Raw genomic sequence first — 20,455 nt, 5'->3', positions numbered from 1 at the left:
GGACCAGTCCAGTCAGTGGCCTCATGAACGGACCACCGATGGGACTGGCAGACGGACCTCCAGCGCAACACCTAGCCCCGGCGCAGCTCGTCGAGCGCGCCGGGACCAAGCGGACGCCGCGCTCCGCGACCCGGAATTCCCCCGAATCACCCCGGTCCGCGCAGCGCTTGTCCGTACAACGGTCGCCAAGGCGCAGGGTTACGGGCGGCTGATCCGCTCGAGTCCACCGATCCGTCCAATGGGCGGCGGTTTGAGTCAAGCAGATCGTGACTGTACGCCGGTGGGCCGTGCAAGCTCGCGGAGCCGCCTGGTGGCACGCCATTGGAGCTGTTTGATGGCTCCCTCGGTGCGGTTCATGGCAGCAGCCGTTTCGCTGATCGACAGGTTGCTGTAGAAGCGAAGCGCCAAGCACTCACGCTGGTCGGCTGGTAGCAGGTCGACGACTGACCGCAGAGCGGCGGCGTCAAGACTCCTGATGGTCTCCGCCTCCGGCCCGGCTGCATCATCCACTTGCGGCTCGAACTCGTCGGTGACGAGGGTGAATCGCGACCAGCTGGAACGGTGATGGTCGATCACGACGTTCCGTGCGATGGTGATGACCCAGGCCACGAAGTTGAGGGTTCGTCGCGGGTCCCGGCTGACGGCCCGAAGCGCACGAAAGAAGGTCTCACCCGTCAGGTCTTCCGCAACCGCGTGAGATCCCGCCTTGCTGTAGACGTAGCGGTAAACCGTCATAAGGTATCGATCGTAGAGCAGGCCGAACGCTGCTGGATCGCCTTGCTGCGCTCGGCGGACCAATGCCGGCTCGTCTTTGCATCTCGTCCGATCGTCACTCATGTCGACGACCCATTGCGAACCGCAAAATGGCATGGCGGATTGACATGTGCTTCCCAAGCCCCGTTTCTCAGTAAGCGACAAACCGAAAGATCACAAAAAGGTTACCGCGCGCTGCGTTCCGTGTCACTACCAATGCTCAGAGCTACGGATCCACGATCACCAGCGCCGTTGCCGGGCCCGCCCCCGCTCTGACTCTGCTCCTCTGCCGTCCGGTTGAGTTGGGCCACCGAGTCTCTCGCCAAGACCGCGTTGCTCCGGCAGACTATGTCTGCTTACCGACGAGGGGACCTTGATGGGCTACCTGGAACACCGCCACTTCCTCGAGCTGGCGCTTCGCGATTGCACAGCGGCCCTGGTACGTATTCGCGCCGCCCGTGCCGAGCTGACCCCGTTGGCCGTGCAGCTCGATGCATCGAATCTTCTCGATGAAGTGAACCGCGCCCGCGTCGAAGCCACTCTGGTGTTAGTGGCCGCCGGCGACGATCTCGCCACTGCCTACGAGACCCATCTGGCTGGTCTGCTGAATGCGAAGCCTGCGGGAGCACTGGCGCGTGTGCGGCAGCGTCGTGCCGTCGGCAAGGACCTTCAGCGGATCAACACCAATGCCGCCACGGTCGAGGGTGCCCTGGAACGCTTCCGGAAGCTGGCCGATCAACGGTGAATCACCGGGAGTTCCTGCAGAGAGCACAAGACGACTGCCGCTGGGAGCTCGTCCGCATCCGAACCGTGATCGAGGACCTTACGTCCTTGACCGCCCGGCTCGAGGCCAAGCAAGCAGCCCCACCGGATTTCGACGCTGTCGAAAATGCCCTCAAGACGGCCGCGCTCACCGCGAACCTGGCCCTGGCCGACGTCAACTACATCGCCAGCATCCGTGACCGGACCGACGGCCCCCTCGGTCGTGTCCTGGCCCGAAGCGCCGTCCGAAAGAGCCTTCGAGACCTCGCGAAAAGCCGCGCCCGCTGCGAACTGACCCTCCTGGACCTCATCCCCTTGGCTCCGGAATGACCAAGTAGCACCAGCCGCCTCGCCGTTACGAGAGGTCGAAGTCGCCGAAGGCTTCGTCGGGGGTGCAGAGGGCGCTGTCGCGACGCGGTGTCGCGCTTCCTCACCGTCGCCTCCTGAGTTCGGAGGTCAGGACAGGTCGTGGGGTGTGAGATGGCGGCGACGTACGCGAAGCGTGCGGGCGATGAGGCTCGGAGACAGTAGCGCGGAGGGTTCGAGGTCGAGGTTGGCGACCTGGAGGAAGCGCCGGCCGAGCAGCGGGTCGACGGAGGCGGCGGCTCGGTAGCGATCGAGGTAGCGCGCCGCCAGTTTGTCGGTGAAGCTGCGATGGCCTTCGACGGCGGGGAAGCGCAGGTCGCCTCCGGTGGCCAGGGCCCAGGGGGTGTCGATCAGTTTCGCTGCGGAGTGGTGGAATCGCTCGGCGAGATTCTGGGTTCCGGGTGCGAGTAGTTGGGTGAGGAGTTCGGCCTCGAGGGCCGCGACCGTGATGCCTTGTCCGTAGATGGGGTTGAAGCTGCACAGTGCGTCCCCGATCACGAGCAGTCCGTTCGGCCGGGGTTCGGGTGTCTCGAAGTGCCATCGCTTGGACTCCGGGTACCGCATCCTGACCGGTTCGCTGACCGGGATCGCTTGCTCGACGACGTCGATGACCTCGGGTGTGCCTACCTGCTGCGCGAAGGCCTTCAGTCCTGCAGGGTCGGTCGGTACGGTTTCGCCGAGCATTCCGATCAGGAGCACGGCGACCAGGCCGTCTTCCTGACGGATGACGACGCTGCCGCGTGGGTTACCGGGGAAGGGCACTGTGGTGGCGCCGAGACCGCGCCCGTCCAACAGGTCGGCGGCTTGGTAGAGCCTGGTGACGTAGACGACGTCGGTGCGAACAGTGCTCTGGGCCGGCACAGAGTAGCCCGCGTGGCGCAGCCAATGAGCCGTTCGCTCCGATCGGCCTGCGGCGTCGACGACGAGTGCCGCTTCCAGGAACTCTTCCGTGCCGCCGTCGGTCATCGTGTTGATGCCTTTGACTGTGCCGTTGTCGAGGGCCAGGTCCAGTCCGGCGGTCCGAGTTCTGAACGTCACGCCGGACAGTGCGGCGACGCGCCGGCGGATGAGGTGTTCGAGTGTCGGGCGGGTGCCGGCGAAACCCGGGAGCCCGGCCGTCCCCGACGCCATGCGGTGACCATCGAGGTACCAGGTGAAATCCGCTTGTACATCGCCTTCAGGTAGCCCACGCGCCCGCATGTCCTGCCCGATACCCGGCAGGAGCGTTTCCAAGGCTCGAGTCCCACGGTGCAGCAGCGCGTGAACCTGCCGGCTCTGCGGGACGCCGCGTCGGGGTGCTGCGTGCTCGGGCAGCTCGTCGCGCTCCAGCACCACCACCTCTGAGTACGCGGTGCGTAACGCGCAAGCGGTCAGAAGTCCCGCGATACTTCCTCCGACGACGACGGCACGGTCAAGCATGAGACATCCTGTTCTGATCGTTCACGGGCAGAGTGCACCGGAGGGAGTGTCGCCGTACGTACCGCTCGATCAACAGGTCATTGACAGGTCATTCTTCGCCGCTGTGACCGCAACGGCCCCGGGCTGCTGGATGGTGGTGGCGTCGATGACGAACCGGTACCGGACGTCACTCGATCGCAGGCGTGCGTAGGCGGTGTTGATCTGGTCGGCGGTGATCAGCTCGATCTCGGCTCCCAAGCCGTGGTCGGCGCAGAAGTTCAGCATTTCCTGGATCTCTGCGATACCGCCGGTCATCGACCCCGTCAGCGACTTGCGGCTCAGCACGCTGAACAGATTGAGCGAGATCGGTTCTTCGGGTACGCCGACGTTGACCAGTACGCCGTCGGTTCTCAGCAATGCGAGGTAGTCGTCCAGCGGCAGGGGCGCCGATACCGTCGAGATCACCAGGTCGAACTGACCGGCGAGCTTCTTGAAGGTCTCTGGATCGTCGGTCGCCCGGTAGTCCTGGGCGCCGAACGCGAGTCCGTCCTCCTGCTTGCGCAACGATTGGGAGAGCACCGTCACCTCGGCGCCCATCGCTGCTGCGAGTTTGACGCCGATGTGGCCCAGACCGCCCATGCCCACGATGGCCACCTTGGTACCCGGGCCGGCACCCCAGTGTTTGAGTGGGGAGTACAGCGTGATGCCGGCGCACAGCAGTGGCGCTGCGACGTCGAGAGCAAGGTGGTCCGGGATGCCGACGACGTAGTTCTCATCGACCACGATCCCGCGGGAATAGCCTCCGTAGGTGACCTCGCCATGACGGTCGATGCTGTTGTAGGTCATGGTGTTGCCCTGTGCGCAGTATTGCTCGAGTCCTGCCGTGCAGTAGTCGCATTCGCGGCACGAGTCGACGATCACCCCGACGCCGACCCGGTCCCCGACGGCATACCGGGTGACATCGGTGCCAGTGGCAACGACAACGCCGGCGATCTCGTGGCCGGGGACCATGGGGAAGATCCCCTCGCCCCAGCCCTCGTCGACCAGGTGAAGATCGGTGTGGCAGATTCCGGAGTACTTGATGTCGATCAGGACGTCGTGAGCACCCACCTCACGACGGTCGATGATTGTGGGTTCGAGCGGTTCTCGGGCGGCCGGCGCGGCGTAGGCTGCGACTTTGCTCATGAAAAGTTCACCTCTTGATCGGGGGGACATCGTGAAGCTTGCCGCGCCGGCGAGGCCCCGCCAAGATCGCTGATTCTCGTACGTTCGCCGTTCCTACTACTGGCAGCAACAGGATGAGGGGGTACGTATCGGAGATACTGGAGGTATGGAAGCGGAGGCGAGCGCTGAGGTGAGCAGGTTCCTGCGCAGCCGTCGGTCACGGATCTCACCCGACGACGCGGGCCTGCAGCAGTACGGACGCCGTCGGCGAGTTCCTGGTCTCCGTCGGGAGGAGGTCGCACAGCTGGCAGGCGTTTCCGTTGCCTACTACACGCAATTGGAACAGGGCCGCGCCCGCAATGTCTCGCCCGAAGTGCTGGATGCGATTTCCGTGGCCCTGCGCCTGGATGATGCCGAACGAGCGCACCTACGTGATCTCGTGCTCCGTGGACCCCGCGATCGAGCCCAGCCCATGCAGCCGCACGTTCGACCGTCAGTGCGGTTCTTGCTCGACAGCGTCGGCGTACCCGCCTACGTGGGCGGCCCGCGGGCCGATCTCCTGGCGTGGAACCAGCAGGCTGAGGTCTTGTTCGGTGACTGGAGCGACTTGAAGCCGCGAGAGCGGAACTGGGCTCGGCTGATCTTCCTGGCGCCCGCCTACCGGGAGCTCTTCGTCGACTGGAACAGCAAAGCGTCCGACGTCGTCGCCCTGCTCAGGATGGACGTCGGCCGATTTCCCGACGACCCGGCACTCGAGGCGCTTGTCGCCGATCTCTCGATGAACAGCGAGTCGTTCCGACGCCTGTGGGCCAAACATGAGGTGAAGGCGAAGACGGGCGGCTACCAACTGCTGCGGCACCGGCTGGTGGGCGAGATGACCCTGTTTCAGGAATCCTTGATGCTCCCTGGCGAACCCGGCCTCTGTTTGACCACCTACCACGCCGAGCCAGGCACGCCGTCCGCGGAGGCACTGCAACTCCTGGCAAGCTGGGGGCCGCGAACCAACCGCACCGGCCCGCTGCCTGCATCGCCGGTGAAATCTCGCCATGCTGGGGGATCAGGCCTCGTAGGTGGGGCCGAGCTGGCGGGGGAGTAGGCAGCGCCGGCAGTTGGTCGCCGGCGTATCTGTGGAAGTCGTGCTGGGTCGAACGTTCTTGTTCGCCGCAGGTTGTGCAGGTCTTGGCGCTGGCGCACGAGGCTGGGTCGGGGCGTTGCTCGGTCCAGTGGTGAATCAGCGCTGAGCGGAGCTCGTGACGGCAACGCCGGACCCGGAGGCACGGGATTGTCTCGTCGGCGGCGATCCAGCCGGGCTCCGGGCTGTGCAGGGTCAAGCGGCACAGCAGCGGCGGGCGGTCGGCACGGGGAACGGCGGCTGGCCCGAAGCGCCGTCCGAAAGGGCCTTCGAGACCTCGCCGAAGACCGCGCCCGCTGCGAACTGACCCTCCTGGACCTCCTCCCGTTGGCTCCGGAATGACCGATACCACCAGATCTTGAATGGAGTTCATTCATGTCGCCGTATCGCGCGATGTAGCCATCGCCATTGCCGGGCACAATCACCTCGCCCGCCGAGAGGGGCAGACACAGAGCCTGGGATCTACTCCATACCCACGTGCTGGTGAGCCATCTCGTGCTGGACGGTCGGGCTATGGTGGGTGAGCTGTTCATGGTCGTCACGCTCGTCAGCCAGCTACGAAACAGCGTGAACCAGAGGGGCGGCAGCATCATCCGGCTGGGCTCCGCCGGACGAGTGGTCGGCCACTATCACTGGCTTGTCGGGATGTACGGGTGCAGCGCCCGTCCGGTGGTGGGTGAGCCGTCGGGACGGCTCACCCCGGGGAATCACGTTGCGGGAGTCTTCGAACCTTCGTTCTCGGAGGTCGAGCAGATGGCTGACCTCTGAGAGCGAAGGCGACGTAGTCGGGCTCCTGCACTTCCTGGCATCTGAGAAGGTCGGCCTCACCACCGGCCAGGTCATTCAGGTTAACGGCGGCTCCGCAAGCAGCCGATGACAAGGCGTTCGCGGGTGTTGAGAGCTTGGCGAAAGAAACGGAGATGGCGTCGGCTGCGGCAGGGGCGGTCATGCACTAGGCCGATACGCGATACGTAGGCACAGGTCGCTGACTCAAGGCGTGGGTCACGAACCGCGGCTCGGTCGTCCGGACCCCGGCCGGACCGCGCAAGTTCGACGCGATGGTGAGACAGAACGGCGCGGACAAGCAGACGTTGCCGAATTTCTCGATGACCGGCTTGCGGCGTCTCCTACGGAGAATCGACCTGACTTTGGACGCTGTTGAGCGCCCAGCAGTAATAACGGTCGGTGGAGAGATCCTGGCGGTCGTGGCCAGCGACGAGTTGCGGCGAGGTGGCGAGGCGCTGGGGCTCTTGCTCAGAAGTATTGCCACGTCAGTCAGGTCACGAGGTCCTTGAAGGTGACGAGTAGCACTCCTATCGCGGTGGCTCCCGCAATGGCCTTGTTGGTGGTGAGGTGGGGGCGCCGGAGGGTCCAGGCGCGGTGGTCAGCGAGGTCTGAGAGTGGCAGTCGATCAGGGCCAAGGACATCGAGGTTTCCCAGGACGGCGAGCTGGACGATTCGAGTGATGGCGATGTCCGAGTTGATGGCGGACGCCGGGAGGCCTGAGGTGGCCAGCCGGGTCAGGTCGGTGAAGAGCGGTTCTGTACTCCGGAGGATGGCGGTGCGGTCGAGCCACGGCCACCGTCGGAATCTGCGCCAGAGGACGGCGCGCAGTAGGACCTGCGCTCGTAGCAAGGCCGAGTGTTGTGGGCTGAGGCCGGCGTCGAAGATGTCCTGCGGAGTGTTGCGGGTGGGATCGGCTCGACGTCCGGCGTGGGGGAATCGACTCGTCGGTTCCTCGTCGGCCGTGCATGCGCGTCCTAGGACACGGAGTAGGGCGTCGGTCGGGTTGAGTGGGCCGATGATCAACGCCTGAAGCAGGTAGAGGCAGCCGAGCACTAGCAGAGCGATGGCGCCGGCGGCGAAGGCGGCTGGCGTGCGATGCGAGGGGTCCCAAATCAATGCGACCATCCATACGACCGGGAATAGGTTGCAGGCTATGAAGGTGGCTCCCGTTAGGTTGGCGAGTACGCGTGAACGGGCGAGATTGTGGAGATCAAGACCCGGTACGGAATGAGCGCTGAGCCATCGCAGCTCGGTGCGCTTGATCCGCCGGAGGGCGAAGAACGCGTATATCGCTGCGGCAAGGCCGAACACCACTAGTTCGGTGCCCATGGTGATCGCGATCGAGCGGGGCACCGATCCATCCAGCGCGCTCGCGATGAGGGTGGCAATCAGCAGAGCTGTCAGCCCGGTCGCTCCTGCCAGTCGAAGCCAGTGCCGTAGATGGTCTTGCCACGGGTCTCCCTGTCGGACCGGGCCGGGGCCGATAGCCGGTTCATGTGGGATGAGCGCGAAGACTGCGGGTAGGTACAGCATCACGAAAGCGCCGAGGAAGTAGCCAGTTATGAGGGCCATTCCTAGGAGGAACCAAAGGTAGGTGAGGAAGTCTGACACGGTTCTCCCGGGTGTCCTGAGGGTCGAACGAACCATCATCTCGAAGCGACGTCATGGGAGCAGTCCGAGTCGGAGCGTCACGCCTGGAACGGAGTCCAGGTTCTCTGGCTCAATGCTGGCACCGCGTGACGTTTGCAGAGTCCTGCCGGCCGATCCGTTGATTCCTGCGACAGGGACAACGGGAGGTGTGATGAGTCGGCTTCGAGTCAGTGACGATGATCTGCGGAGGGTTTTCGAGGCTGAGGTCGGTCGGAGGTTGTCGGCGGGCCGGTGGGTGGGTTGGCTGGATGCGTCGTCGGTGCTGCACGGTCACTCGTTCAAGAACGTCATCTTGATCCGTTTGCAGCTGCCTGGGGCAACCTGGGTAGGTGAGCGCGACGTGTGGCATCGCCGCGGCCGTCAGGTTTTACGAGGTCAGACCGGTATCCGCATCGTTGCTCCGAGATCGATCAGGGCGAGTCGGTCTGAGATTGGGATTCGTGGTGTCGAGATGGTCTGGGACGTTAGCCAGACGGACGGCCGGGATGTGGCGTTGCCATCGATCGTTGAGGCATCGAGGGTGGAGGCGCGGGAGCTGCTGCCTGCCGTGATGGGAGTGGCTGGTGAGTTGGGCTATGAGGTGCGATGGGACCATGCGCTTGATCGCGAGGCAGGATCTTGGATCGACGGTCGCCGGCGTCAGATCGTAGTGAGTTCGGCACTCGATGCCCGCGGAGCGCTGGCGAGGGTCGCTCACGAGGTCGCGCATTTACGCATGCACAAGGTCTCTAGAGGTTGGGCTTGTCACGGGTTGCTGGAACTCGAGGCGGAGGCTGCTTCTTACATCTTGCTAGCGCGGTACGGCTGTTTGGTCGATGGAGTCTCGTCGGAGCGGGTCCGTACGAGTGTTGCGGTACTCGGGACGCAACCTTCGGCCCGACTCGTCGCGACGTTGGGTAGCCGCGCGGTCAACGTGGCCAACCGTGTTGCCGACGGCGTCGATCGACACTTGACGACGGCTCGGCCCAACAGAGCTCAGGTCGCCCGTGGGGCCGGCGACCTGATGATCCCGACCTGGGATCTCGGACCTGGACTCTGACGTTCTGACCGACCTCCTTGAATTCGTATTCGGGGTTCTGCCCGGGGTGGTCGGGTGTCGATCGTCGAGTTCATGGACGAGAAGGATGCACCAGACGAGGTTCGTGGGCCGACCAGTTGGACGATCGGTCGGTTGATCGAGTTGCTTGACGCGGCGATCGACTCGGCGGGTGCCCAGCTCGCGCGGTCTGAGGGGTTGCGGTTCGACTGGACGGACGACGAGGCGGTTGTGCGGTCGGCTTGGCCGCGGCGCCCCGGGCCGACCCGGAAGCCCGACGTTTCGGCGTACGAGGACGAGCTGGAGGAGCGACGGGGGATCGACGTTCCGTGACTCCTTGATTTCGTGATCGGGGTTCTGTCGGCGCTGTGCCGGATTGACCTTCGTAGCTGTCGATGCACGACAGCTGAGTGGAGGTCTGGTGAACGAGTCTGGTTACAGGTTGTCTGCCGAGGAGAGGCGGCCGTTGCTTGAGGCAAACAAGGCGGCGGCGCAGTTCTATCGACGTGAGTTGCTGAGGATTCGGGACGGTTGGCCGGTTGAGTATCTGAGGTCTCGAGGTGTGGAAGAGGTACTCACTATCAGCTCGGACTGGAAGGTCGGGTACGCCAATGACACCTGGACCGGACTGACTGAACATCTCCGCGCCAAGGGGTTCGACTATGGGACGTTGGTGAAAGCCGGGCTGGTCGAGTGGACACCGGATGGGGATCCGGTCGATCGGCATCGCGACCGGTTGATGCTCGTGACACGAGATGATCGGTTGTCGCCGGTGGGTTTCGTCGGGATCGGGCCGGATGGACGGGCTCGGTCGGCGACGCCGGCTGGGGTGCTTCATCGGCCGACGAATGTGTTGGCGGGGATCGAGGAGCAGCTGGATCTGTTCGCGCAGGGCGCGGTTCCGGTGATCGTCGACGATCCGGTGGATGCGATTGCGGTGACGAAGCTGAGCCGCGAGTCGGAGTCGCAGTGGGCGGGTGTCCCGGTTTGCGGTGGTGGTTTGTCGACGGCGCAGGCGCGGCTGCTCCGACGATTCAGCTGCACGAGCAAGGTCATCGTGGTCGCGGCTGCGAGCGCGTCGGATCGTCTACGGGCGGCCGGATACGTGTGCGATCTCGGCCTCTTCTTCTCCCGGATGTACGGGGTCGAGATGTCGATGGGGATCGCGGAGGCGATGCGACGTGGCGGTGCGACAGACGCCTTGCGTGACCTTCTTTCGGGAAGCAGATCGGTGGTGACGTACAGGGTCTCCGAAGAGGGGAGCGGACGCCTGCAGACCACGGAGGTCGACCCGTCGGAGTCCGGCCTCGGGCTGGGATGAGTCGTGAGGCCCATCGCGGTGGAGTTGCATCTGCGGGCCCAGGCGTTCTATCGGCGTCAGTTGCTGAGCCGGCCGAACGGCTGGGCGGCGGCCCATCTACGGGGACGCGGTCTGGGTGCGGCGCTCGAGGATCAGTTCTGGGCGGTCGGTTACGCGCCGGACGCCTGGACGTCGCTGACCGATCACCTCCGGTCGTCGGGGTTCTCTGACGAGAGCCTGATCGGGGTGGGTCTGGCGGTGCCGTCGATGAACGGCTATCTGGTCGACCGCTTCCGCGATCGGATCATGTTCGCTGCCGAGAACGCCAACCTGGATGTCGTCGGGTTCTCCGGGCGTTCGCGGAGCGGTCGGGTGCGCTACCTGAACACCGCGAACACCGGGTTGTATCGCAAGTCGGAGGCGACGATCGGGATGGCGGCGCAGCGCGGGAAGCTGCGGGCCGGTGCGACGCCGGTTCTGGTCGAGGGCGCGATGGACGCCTATGCCGTGGATCAACTCGGCCGCGGCTGGGCCGGAATCTCGACGTGCGGGACGGCGGTGTCGTTGCAGCAGGCATCGACGATCAGGAAGTGGTCGATGGTCGACAAGATCGTGGTGGCCTTCGACCCCGATCTGGGCGGTCGGCTGGGAGCGGTGCGCAGCTTGGATGCGCTTGATCAGGTCTTCGGGAGTGTGCAGGCAGCGACGTTGCCGGAAGGGCACGATGTTGCCTCGCTGTTCCAGGCGGCGCCTGGACGCCTACGCGACTCCTTGGCCTCGGCGGTTCCGCTCCCGGAGTTCGCGATCGACGTCGAGCTCGCGAAGTGGGACCGCGTCCTGGACCACCTGAGCGGTCAGGTCAACGCTCTGCGGGCGATGGTGCCGTTCATACGGCGGCTGCCGGCCACGCAGGTCGCCCAGCAGATCACCCGGTTGTCCGAGCGGCTGGACATCGAAGCGGCGGTCGTGACGCGCGAGGTGGTATCGCCTGCGCTGCCTGATCACGGACGCCGTCCGCGCGGCGGCCGGGACCGCGGAAATGACGACTCCTTGAATCCGGAGCCCCCGGATTCAAGGACTCCTTGAATCCGTAAACGAGGTGTTGAGTCCGGTCCGGCGGCAGCAGATTGGTGGCACGGCAGTACGACGAGAGGAGCCGGAGCGATCCGCTTCTCCTTCCCCGGGATGGAGTGACTCATGAACGAGGAGTTGGAGGTACTCATCGCCGCTGCGGCTGATTCGGGTTGGGCGGAGGGTCCGTCCAGGCGGTTGGCCGAGGGGATCGAGGAGCGGATCGTGGCGCCGATGTCGAGCCGGTTGCGGACGGCGTTGGGCAGTGACGAGGCCGAGCAGCTGGCCCGGCTGATCGCCTGGGAGCGATGCCGCGAACTGGCGGTGGCGCCGCCGGCCCGCGGTATCTCGTGGGGTTACCTCGGCAACCTCGTGCGATGGCGGCTGACCGACATGCTGCGCAGTGAGCTGGCGCGTCGGCACAAACTGACGCTGTGGCCTGAGTTCCCCGAGGACGAGGTCGTGACGCCGCGGCTGGGTCACCACCTCGACCGGATCGTGGAAGAGCTCGAGCGTCGTGGGATGCGCCCGGCAACCGCTCGCGATCTAGTGCGTACGGCGGCCGACGGCCCGCCGTACTACCGGGCGGCAATGGTGCTGCGGCTGCGTCGAGTCGGTGCGACAGGGGAGCAGGCAGAAGCGTTCAGCTGGCTGCTCCGCGGCGGTGCCGGACGTCCGTCAGCGCTGGCTCGCCTGGCGAGCGGGCAGCCACCGAGCAAAGTTTTCGACGATCCCGACGTACGGCGCTGGATCTGGGCCGCGTCGGGGCGTGACCTGCGGTTTTTCGGGCGAGGCGGGCGCCTCGGCCACCGCCGGACTGTCGATGTGGGGCAGCTCAGAGCCGCCTGACCAGAAAAGTCTCCTGGGCTGATCCGTTGAGTCCGGGCATGACGCACAACTCCTCTCACGTACCCCGCCACAACTGGCTCGCTCGGTACTACCGCGCGCAGCTCAGGTTCAACCTGCATGTCTTGTCCGCGCTGCGCATCCTGCCGCCGCCGTTGGCGTCGGCCGGGTTCGCGTGGCTGCGGCGTACCGAGGTCCCCAAGAGAAAGAGAAGCAACGTGAAGCATCCGATCCGGTCCAAGATCGTGATTCCGACCGCTATCGCCCTCGGCGTCGCCCTGGTGGTGGTGCTGGCCGGCTGCGGCGAGCGTTCGTCGGGCGCGGGTTCGAACCCGCCCTACCCGGCCGGCTCGCGCGAGCCGGGCAGCACCGTCGACCTGAGCGGGAGGCAGCTTGATGAGTGGAAGCGGCCGGCCACGAAGGACCCGCACGCTTACGCGTTGGCGTTCGCGAAGGTGATCTGGACCTACGACACGACACGGCACGACTACTCCGACTGGCGCGATGGCGTGAGCACCTTCGCGGGGAACGCTCCGGGCGGGATCGCGGTCGCACGGAGTCTGTTGCCGACGTGGGCCGAGTTCGATCAGTTGTCGATCCAGAAGGCCCGCGGGGCGGTGTTCGAGGTCACCGCCACGACCACGCCGGAGCTCGAGAGCCTGCGCCTGCGTCAGGGCCTGCCGGCGGGCTGGCGCGCGTTCATCCTGCGCGGTAAGCAGTCCGTGGTCGCGGGCGACAAGTCGACGGTGATCGAGCGGCGCGCGTCGGTCAGTGTGGTGTGCACGTCGATCTGCAGCTTCTGGTCCGGGTCGGGCGAAATCTCGTCATGATCGTCAAGCTGACGCTGGCGGGCGCCCTGCTCGCCAGCGCGCTTGGCCTCGTCGCACCCCTGGCGGTCGCCGCCCACTCCAGCGGCACCGACATCTGCATCGCAACACCCACCGAACCGCCCCCGCCCGGCTGCACCACAACACCACCACCGGCCGGACCGGACACCGAGGCCTTGCCGGGCGCGGACGCCGCGGTGGCGCGGGCGCTGCGGCTGGTCGGCGGTCACGGCTACTACCAGCTGTGCGCCCGGCTGGCCGCGAACATCTGGGGCCGCCCGCGGTCGGGCTACTACTCGGCCGCCGTCCAGTGGCGCCACATGGTCGAGACCGGTCAGGCCCGCCGCGGCGACCGGAGTCCACCGGTCGGGGCGCTGCTGTTTTGGGACACCGGCGGTGTCTTCGGTCATGTCGCGGTCTACATCGGCGGCGGTCAGATCGTGTCCAACGACATCGGCGACCGCTTCGCCGGCGAAGGCGGCGTCTACCGGGTCCCGTTCGAGCGGATCGAGGCCCAGTGGGGCTCGCGGTATCTCGGCTGGTCCCCTCCGATCTACTCCACTCCCTGAATCAGTGAAGGATTCCCTCTCGTGCTCAGCCTTCTCATTACTGCCGATCCCGGCATCAAACCGAACACCGACGGGCTGCCCGGCCTGCCGGCGCTTCGGCACATGATCGGCGCGCTACTGCCCTTCGGTCTCGCGGTCTGTGTCGCGGTGTTCGTCATCTCCGCCGCGGCGTGGGGGATGGGCAGCATCAACGGCAACGCCGGCTACGCCAGCAAGGGCAAGTTCGGGTGCCTGGTCGCGGTCGGTGCGGCGATCTTGATCAGTTCGGCCAACGGGATCATCCGCTTCTTCAGCGGCATCCAGATCGCCTGACCGGCATGGACTGGCTTCAGTGTTTGGTGAACCCGAGCGCCTGCGTGGCCGCGGGTGCCGCGGAGACGGCGACGGAGTCGATGTGGCAGGGCTTCGTGCAGTGGATGGCCAAGGGCATGTCCGATCTGACGACGTACGTGTTCACCGCGTTCAGCGAGAGCACGTCACCGCAGTTCGATCAGGCGTGGTGGCGCGAGAACCTCGGCCTGATGGTCGCGATCTCGCTGCCGATCCTGGTGGCGATGTTCGTCTTCCAGTGCCTGTCCGCGCTCGTCCGCCGAGAGCCCGGACGCCTCGGTCACGCGGTCGTCGGTGCGTTGGTCGGCACGGCCGGCGTCCCGCTGGCGGTCGCGGTCGTGGCCGCGCTCGGCCGCGTGATAGATCAGATTTCCGGCGGGATCCTGCAGGGGACGCCGTCCGCGGTCGAGTCCCTCAAGAGCATGGTCACCTTGACGGCCGACATGGCCTGGCCGACGCTGGGCGGCAGCATGATGACCGCCGTCACGCTCGGTCTGCTGGCCGTGTTGTCGCTGTATTTCGTGATGCTGATCCGCGAGGTCGCGATCGTCGCGTTCGTGGTGTTCGCGCCGATCGCGATGATCAGCTGGACCTGGTCGGCGACCAGGCATTGGCTGCGGCGCTGGATCGAGATCGTCGCCGCGTTGTTGTTCTCCAAGATCGCGATGGCGATGATCTTCACCCTCGGCCTGTCGGCCACCGGCAACGCGACCGTGGACGGCGACACCAGCATCGGGACGTTCCTGACCGGGATCTTGCTGTTCGCGATGGCTGCGTTCGCCCCGTTGGCGACGTTCTCGTTCGTCCACTGGGCCGGTGACCATGCCGGCGCCGCAGCGCAGCTGTTCCAGCAGGGCGCAGTCGGTGCGACGTCGCTCAAGCAGCGCGCGGAACAGGGCTACGGCTGGGCGGCGCACCACTTCGGCGGCTCCACCGGCGGTGGTGGCGAGTCGGCGGCCGTCGTGGGCGATACGGCGGACGGCGACAAGTCGTCGGACGAGCAGACCGGGCTGACGGTGTCACCGGGCGCAGAGGTGGTCGTGGTCGACCATAGCGTCCCGGCGCCGGCGGCGTCCGGGAGCGATCACGACAGCGGTGGGAGCTCGGCGACCGCAGTGTCCACGAGCCAGGTCTCGGTCAGCGCGCAGGAACCGACCCAGCAGTCCGACACCGCGGGCGGCTCCGACACGGACGGCGGTGGATCGCGATGAGTGCGCTGTCGACCCGATTCCCACGCCCGGAACGCAACGCCGTCCTCCTCGGCCTGCGCCCTGTGCAGGTCGGTTTGATCCTGGCCGCGGTCGTCATCACGACCCTCGCGTTCGTGAACCAGTTGCCGACAGCCCCCATGATGGCCGCTCTCTCGGCCGCCGCGGGTTGCCTGGCCGTCGGGCTTCTACGCGCCGACGAGGTCCCGCTGTATCGGTGGCTGCTCCTGCGCCTGACGCATCTGGTACGGCGGCGCTCGTACCGGGCGGATGTCGTGGAGCCGCGCCGGCACGGCCGTCTGCAGTTGCCGGGCGGCGGCGGGGTGTTGCGGATGCTGACCACGAGCGCCGGCATCGGCGTCGTGCATGATCCGCGACGGCGCCGGCTGATTGCGGTAGCGAAGATTGAAGGCCCGGCGCATCTGTTGCAGAACACCGACGAGCAAGACCGCCGCGTCACCGCCTACGGGCAGCTGATCGCCGGCCTGTGCCAGAGCAACCGCATCGCCCGCGCACAGATTCTCGAACGGACCCTGCCCGATCCCGGCGACGAACTCACCGCCTGGGCCAACCAACGTCACGTCGACCCGAACTCACCGTCCGGCGCGATCTACACCGACCTGCTCCGCCAGGCGGCACCGGCGGCCGCGCGGCACGAGACCCTATTCAGCCTGGCCATCGACTTGGATGCGGCCGGGCGGGAGGTCCGCAAGCACGGCGGCGGCATCCTCGGCGCCACCGCAGTCCTAGAGTCCGAAGCCCGCGCGTTCCAGACCTCGCTCGCAGCGGCCGGCGTCGCCGGTTGCTGGCTCAACGCCCAGGAACTCGCGATGAGCCTGCGCGTGGCATTCGACCCGGCCGCCACCCGAACCATCCCGTCACCACAGGCGCTGGACGCGTCGGACGCCGGACCTTTGGCGGTCGACGAGGACTGGGACCAGCTCCGCACGGACTCCTCTTTCCACCGCGTCTACGTGATCACCGAATGGCCGCGCGTCCGAGCGAGCCCGTCATTCCTCAGCCCGCTGCTCCTCAAACCCGGCATCCGCCGCACCTTCACCCTCGTCCTCCAACCCATCCCCATGTCCAAAGCCCTCCGTGACGCCCGCCGGCACCAGGTCGAACGCGTCACCGACCGAGCGACCCGCGCCAAGATCGGCCAGCTCGAAACCGAAGAAGACCGCCAACTCGACGCCGACGTCGCACAACGCGAACGCGACCTGGCCGCCGGGCACGGCGACGTCCGGTGGCTCGGCCTGATCGTCGTGTCCGGCGACACCGAACAAGCCCTCGACGACGCCTGCATGGAGATCGAAATCGCCGCCACCCAAGCCCTGCTCGACGTCCGCCGCCTCGTCGGCCAGCAACTCGACGGGTTCATGGCCGCCGCGCTCCCGTTCGGGATTGGACTCTGATGAAACAACAACAATCGGCCTACTACGAACCCGACGGCGTCGACCGCGCCACCCAACGAGCCAACCGCGCCCGACGCGCCACCCGCGCGGCCCACCGCGGCACCACCGAGGTGCTGGAATCGACGGCCGGGCGGACGCCGAAGCTCCTGGTCGACAAACACCGCGCCACCACCCGCGTCCTGCAGGCCGCGTACCCGTTCCTGGCTGAAGGCGGACTCGGTGCCGACGGCACCTACATCGGCTCGGACGTCTTCTCCGGCGGATCGTTCGTCTACGACCCGTGGGTGCTCTACCAGAACCGCGTCATCACTAACCCCAACGTCCTGCTGGCCGGCGTTATCGGCAGTGGAAAGTCCACCACCGCTAAAGCCCTCATCACCCGCTCACTCGCCCTCGGCCACAAGGCCTACGTGCCCTGTGACCCGAAAGGCGAGTGGACGTCGGTCGCCGAGGCCGTGGGCGGCTCGACGATCAAGCTCGGCCCCGGCCTGCCGACCCGCCTGAACCCGCTGGACGCCGGTCGCCAACCGAGCAGCGTCGACGATGACGAATGGACGCGGGTCGTCTGGTCCCGGCGCCGTGCTCTCCTCGGCACCCTCGCCGAGTCGACGCTCGGCCGGCCGCTCGCCGCGATCGAGCACACCGCTCTCGACCTGGCCCTCGAAACCGCGTGCGCCCAGACCGGTGAGCCGACGATCCCGGACGTCGTGGTCGCGCTCTTCACCCCGGACTCCGCCCGCGCCGACCGCGCCGGGCTGCGGAGCGCGGCGCTGGTCGCCGACGGACGTGAAGTCGCCCACGCCATCCGACGCCTGGTCCACGGCGACCTGTCCGGGATGTTCGACGGGCCGTCGACCACCGAGTTCGACCCGGCCCTGCCGATGGTCACCCTCGACTCGTCCTGGCTGAGCAGCGGCGGCAACGACCAAGCACTCCGCCTCACCCTCGCCTGCGCGTCGTCCTGGCTCGAGGCCGCGGTCGCCGATCCGGCCGGCGGGAACCGGTTCATCGTCTACGACGAGGGTTGGCGCGTGATGCGCGATCCCGCGCTGCTGCGGCGGATGCAGGAACAGTGGAAGCTTTCGAGGGCCTGGGGTGTGTCCAACATTCTCATCGTGCATCGGCTGTCCGACCTCGCCGCCGTTGGTGACGTCGGCTCCGAAGCCCGCGCTCTCGCTGAGGGACTGTTGGCGGATTGTTCGACCCGGATCATGCTCCGCCAAGAATCCGACCAACTCGCCCGGACCGCCAGTCTCCTCGGCCTCACCGATGTCGAGATCGCGACCATCGCCAAGCTCCCGAAAGGCCGGGCACTGTGGCGGCTCCCGAGTCGGTCGTTCGTCGTCCAGCTCGTCCGGCACGCCCGCGAGGTCCAGCTCTTCGACACCGACGCCCGGATGTGACCCGCCCGATGAATCAACGCTCCGGACACGACCTGACCGACACGATCTTCATCGCCGGCGCCGTCTTGTTCGCCTTCACCGGCGTCCTCTACGCCGCCGGCGGCATCGCCAGCCTCCTCACCACCGGCGAATGGGTCACCACCCCCTGGATCGACGCCCTCCGCGCACCACTCAACCCCGCCAACCCAGCCGCCGCGTTCGGCATGACACCGGCACAGATGCCGCCGACGGTCTACTGGGCCACCGTCGCCGTCGTCCTCGGCGTCCCGATCGGCCTCGCCTACGCGATCCTGCAGATCTGGCAGAACCGCAAAGCCGGCACCGCCCACCGCGCCCGCGCAGTCGCCGGCCGCCCAGGACTCGCCACCCGCGGCGAAATCGAAGTCGCCGTCGGACGTCGCCAAGTCATCCGCCGGGGGAGAAGCGCCCGGCCCCAAGCACCTGCCGGGTCGCCATACGAGGTTGGCACCCTGCTCGGGCACTCCCGCGGCCGTGAATGCTGGGCCTCGGTCGAAGACTCCCGCATCGACGTCGGCCCACCCCGCTCCGGCAAAGGCCTCCACCAAATCATCGGCGCCATCATCGACGCACCCGGAGCCGTCGTCACCACCTCCACCCGCCCCGACAACCTCGCCGCCACCCTCGAACTCCGCCGAGCCATCGGCCCCGTCGCCGTCTTCGACCCCCAAGCCCTCGGCCGCACCGAAGGCATCCGCTGGTCACCTGTGCGCGGCTGCGAGAACCCCACCACCGCCATCGTCCGCGCCTCCGGCCTCGCCGCCGGCGCCGGCTTCGCCAAAGGCAACGTCAGCGACGCCGCCTTCTGGCACGGCCAAACCGAAATGGCACTCCGCGGCCTCCTCCATGCCGCCGCCCTCGACGACACCGGCATCGCCCAGCTCTACCGCTGGAGCCTCGAACCCGCCTCCGCCATCGAAGCCGTCACCATCCTCAACCGCGACCCTGACGCCGCCGAAGGCTGGGGCGACACCCTCGACGGCATCGTCCGCATGGACGGCCGCACCCGCGACGCCATCTGGGCCGGAGTCCGCTCCGCCCTATCCGCCCTCGCCGACCCCGCCGTCCGCACCGCCTTCGACCCACCACCCGGTGAGGGCCTCGACCCCGCTGCCTTCATCCAAGAGCGCGGCACCATCTACCTGCTCGGCACCGGAGCCGGCGCCTCCGCCACCTCCGCCTTCATCGCCGCACTCCTCGAAGACATCACGGAGTCCGCCCGGCAGATCGCCGCTCACAATCCCGGCGGCCGCCTCGAACCGCCCCTGGCTCTCGTCCTGGACGAGATCGCCAACCTCTGCGCGGTCCCGTCACTGCCGGGGTTGATGGCCGACGGCGGCGGCACCGGGATCTCGACCCACGTCGTCATCCAGTCCCTGGCCCAAGCGCGTGAGCGCTGGGGCGAACAAGCCGCAGCCGCCATGTGGGACGCAGCTACGTTGCGCCTCATCCTCGGCGGCTCCGCCCAACCCCGAGACCTCCAAGACCTCGCCGCCGTCTGCGGCGAACGCGACGAAGAAATCCGCAACTGGAGCCGAGACCCCAACGGCGGCCGCACCACCACAACCAGCACCCGCAGGCTCCCCATCCTCCCGCCCGACGTCATCCGCACCCTCCCCTTCGGCACCGGCATCCTCCTCGCCCGCACCGCCCCACCCATCCTCCTTAACATGACCCCCTGGACCACCCGCCCCGACGCCCACACCATCCACCACAGCATCACCCACCACACCGAGCACCCATGACCTACCCCAACAACCCCTTCAGCCTCCCACCCACCGACCCCACCATCGTCTGCTGGCGCGACCTCGATAGCGCTGACATCGAGAACGAGCTCGAACGCCTCGACGAATGGGTCACCTGGATCGCCGAACGCTACGGTCTCGACCACAAGGTCGTGCCGCCGTGCTGGAACCACCACGGCGCCGTCATCGAAGAACTCTCCGCACTACGCACCTTCTGGGAATCCTGCTACCAAGACGACGCCGGCCCCTCCGAACCCCTCGCCTTCCACCGCGACCTCACCCTCGCCGTGCGCCGCCTCCGCGACTGGACATCACTACTCGGCTGCTCCCGCACGGTGCACCGTCAGCAGTGAACCTTGGGACGTAGTGGCGGTGCTCCGGCCTTATCGTCATTGACGAATTGGCAGCCCGAAGACCGGCGACGAACGATGATCGGACGGGAAGGCTCCAGAGACCCGAGGTCTCCGGAGAGCGCAGGTAGCGTCCGCGCGCAAGTAGACCCAAATGCGTGCTTGGACTCCGGGCCCAGTCCATTTGGTGCACACCCGTCCGGCACGCCACGCGACTCCTTGCAGGGGACGACGCACGTGAGCAGAGCATCGCGAGCCGGTTGGCACGAAGGCACATGCCGTGACCCTACTGAACCGCTCGTCCGGAAGAGACAGGACGAACCCCT

20 protein-coding genes are annotated in these 20,455 nt (G+C 66.9%); 16 read left to right on the top strand and 4 right to left on the bottom strand.

The genetic code is table 11. The features are described 5' to 3' along the window. Nucleotides 1–255: 255 nt before the first annotated feature. Nucleotides 256–837, bottom strand: coding sequence for a sigma-70 family RNA polymerase sigma factor (locus tag ACZ6ZD_RS21840; protein WP_465674837.1), 582 nt, complete (start codon nt 835–837; stop codon nt 256–258). Between the two features lie 292 nt (nt 838–1,129). On the opposite strand from ACZ6ZD_RS21840, the gene ACZ6ZD_RS21835 reads away from it, so the two are divergent. Both ACZ6ZD_RS21835 and ACZ6ZD_RS21830 read left to right on the top strand, forming a co-directional pair. After that, complete coding sequence (locus ACZ6ZD_RS21835; RefSeq protein WP_465674836.1) at nt 1,130–1,498, top strand: hypothetical protein; 369 nt, start codon at nt 1,130–1,132, stop codon at nt 1,496–1,498. An 86-nt stretch (nt 1,499–1,584) separates the two neighbouring features. Then, nucleotides 1,585–1,845 (top strand): hypothetical protein, encoded by a 261-nt coding sequence (locus ACZ6ZD_RS21830; RefSeq protein WP_465674834.1) that lies wholly within the window; start codon nt 1,585–1,587, stop codon nt 1,843–1,845. A gap of 126 nt (nt 1,846–1,971) precedes the next feature. On the opposite strand, the gene ACZ6ZD_RS21825 is transcribed toward ACZ6ZD_RS21830, so the two are convergent. Further along, the gene (locus tag ACZ6ZD_RS21825) at nt 1,972–3,300 is read right to left on the bottom strand and encodes an FAD-dependent oxidoreductase (protein WP_465674832.1); all 1,329 of its coding nucleotides are present in this window, start codon (nt 3,298–3,300) and stop codon (nt 1,972–1,974) included. 69 nt (nt 3,301–3,369) lie between these two features. Then, nucleotides 3,370–4,464 (bottom strand): NAD(P)-dependent alcohol dehydrogenase, encoded by a 1,095-nt coding sequence (locus ACZ6ZD_RS21820; RefSeq protein ID WP_465674830.1) that lies wholly within the window; start codon nt 4,462–4,464, stop codon nt 3,370–3,372. A 145-nt stretch (nt 4,465–4,609) separates the two neighbouring features. Here ACZ6ZD_RS21820 and ACZ6ZD_RS21815 point away from each other — a divergent pair, with 145 nt between their 5' ends. Then, nucleotides 4,610–5,539, top strand: a complete 930-nt coding sequence (locus tag ACZ6ZD_RS21815) for a helix-turn-helix transcriptional regulator (protein ID WP_465674829.1) — start codon at nt 4,610–4,612, stop codon at nt 5,537–5,539. A gap of 519 nt (nt 5,540–6,058) precedes the next feature. Continuing rightward, nucleotides 6,059–6,343, top strand: coding sequence for a hypothetical protein (locus tag ACZ6ZD_RS21810; RefSeq protein WP_465674827.1), 285 nt, complete (start codon nt 6,059–6,061; stop codon nt 6,341–6,343). A 507-nt stretch (nt 6,344–6,850) separates the two neighbouring features. Here the strand turns inward: ACZ6ZD_RS21810 and ACZ6ZD_RS21805 are convergent. Next, nucleotides 6,851–7,972, bottom strand: coding sequence for a hypothetical protein (locus tag ACZ6ZD_RS21805; RefSeq protein ID WP_465674825.1), 1,122 nt, complete (start codon nt 7,970–7,972; stop codon nt 6,851–6,853). A 1,132-nt stretch (nt 7,973–9,104) separates the two neighbouring features. Here ACZ6ZD_RS21805 and ACZ6ZD_RS21800 point away from each other — a divergent pair. The 12 genes from ACZ6ZD_RS21800 (at nt 9,105) to ACZ6ZD_RS21745 (ending at nt 20,132) form a co-directional block, all read left to right on the top strand. After that, a complete protein-coding gene (locus ACZ6ZD_RS21800; protein ID WP_465674824.1) occupies nt 9,105–9,380 on the top strand; it encodes a hypothetical protein in 276 nt (91 codons plus the stop codon). 88 nt (nt 9,381–9,468) lie between these two features. Beyond that, entirely contained in the window at nt 9,469–10,368 is a 900-nt protein-coding gene (locus ACZ6ZD_RS21795; RefSeq protein WP_465674822.1) for a hypothetical protein, read from the top strand. Between the two features lie 3 nt (nt 10,369–10,371). After that, entirely contained in the window at nt 10,372–11,433 is a 1,062-nt protein-coding gene (locus ACZ6ZD_RS21790) for a toprim domain-containing protein (protein ID WP_465674820.1), read from the top strand. Nucleotides 11,434–11,544: 111 nt separating this feature from the next. Next, entirely contained in the window at nt 11,545–12,267 is a 723-nt protein-coding gene (locus ACZ6ZD_RS21785; RefSeq protein WP_465674818.1) for a hypothetical protein, read from the top strand. 38 nt (nt 12,268–12,305) lie between these two features. Continuing rightward, entirely contained in the window at nt 12,306–13,094 is a 789-nt protein-coding gene (locus tag ACZ6ZD_RS21780) for a hypothetical protein (RefSeq protein WP_465674816.1), read from the top strand. Further along, a complete protein-coding gene (locus tag ACZ6ZD_RS21775; protein ID WP_465674815.1) occupies nt 13,091–13,660 on the top strand; it encodes a CHAP domain-containing protein in 570 nt (189 codons plus the stop codon). Before ACZ6ZD_RS21780 ends, ACZ6ZD_RS21775 begins: the two co-directional genes overlap by 4 nt. Before the next feature lie 21 nt (nt 13,661–13,681). Further along, nucleotides 13,682–13,972: a DUF6112 family protein gene (locus ACZ6ZD_RS21770; protein ID WP_465674813.1), complete on the top strand. Its 291-nt coding sequence runs from the start codon at nt 13,682–13,684 to the stop codon at nt 13,970–13,972. A 5-nt stretch (nt 13,973–13,977) separates the two neighbouring features. Then, on the top strand, nt 13,978–15,201 hold the full coding sequence (locus ACZ6ZD_RS21765; protein ID WP_465674811.1) for a hypothetical protein: 1,224 nt from the start codon (nt 13,978–13,980) through the stop codon (nt 15,199–15,201). Next, a complete protein-coding gene (locus ACZ6ZD_RS21760; protein WP_465674809.1) occupies nt 15,198–16,613 on the top strand; it encodes an SCO6880 family protein in 1,416 nt (471 codons plus the stop codon). Before ACZ6ZD_RS21765 ends, ACZ6ZD_RS21760 begins: the two co-directional genes overlap by 4 nt. Next, nucleotides 16,613–18,016 carry an ATP-binding protein gene (locus tag ACZ6ZD_RS21755; RefSeq protein WP_465674807.1) on the top strand — a complete coding sequence of 468 codons (1,404 nt, stop codon included), beginning with the start codon at nt 16,613–16,615 and terminating at the stop codon, nt 18,014–18,016. Before ACZ6ZD_RS21760 ends, ACZ6ZD_RS21755 begins: the two co-directional genes overlap by 1 nt. Before the next feature lie 8 nt (nt 18,017–18,024). Further along, nucleotides 18,025–19,779 (top strand): type IV secretory system conjugative DNA transfer family protein, encoded by a 1,755-nt coding sequence (locus ACZ6ZD_RS21750; RefSeq protein ID WP_465674805.1) that lies wholly within the window; start codon nt 18,025–18,027, stop codon nt 19,777–19,779. Beyond that, nucleotides 19,776–20,132, top strand: a complete 357-nt coding sequence (locus tag ACZ6ZD_RS21745) for a hypothetical protein (protein WP_465674803.1) — start codon at nt 19,776–19,778, stop codon at nt 20,130–20,132. Before ACZ6ZD_RS21750 ends, ACZ6ZD_RS21745 begins: the two co-directional genes overlap by 4 nt. The last annotated feature ends 323 nt before the right edge of the window (nt 20,133–20,455 follow it).

The organism is Kribbella sp. NPDC104218 (assembly GCF_055584105.1).
This window is presented reverse-complemented; position numbering and strand designations above follow the sequence as displayed.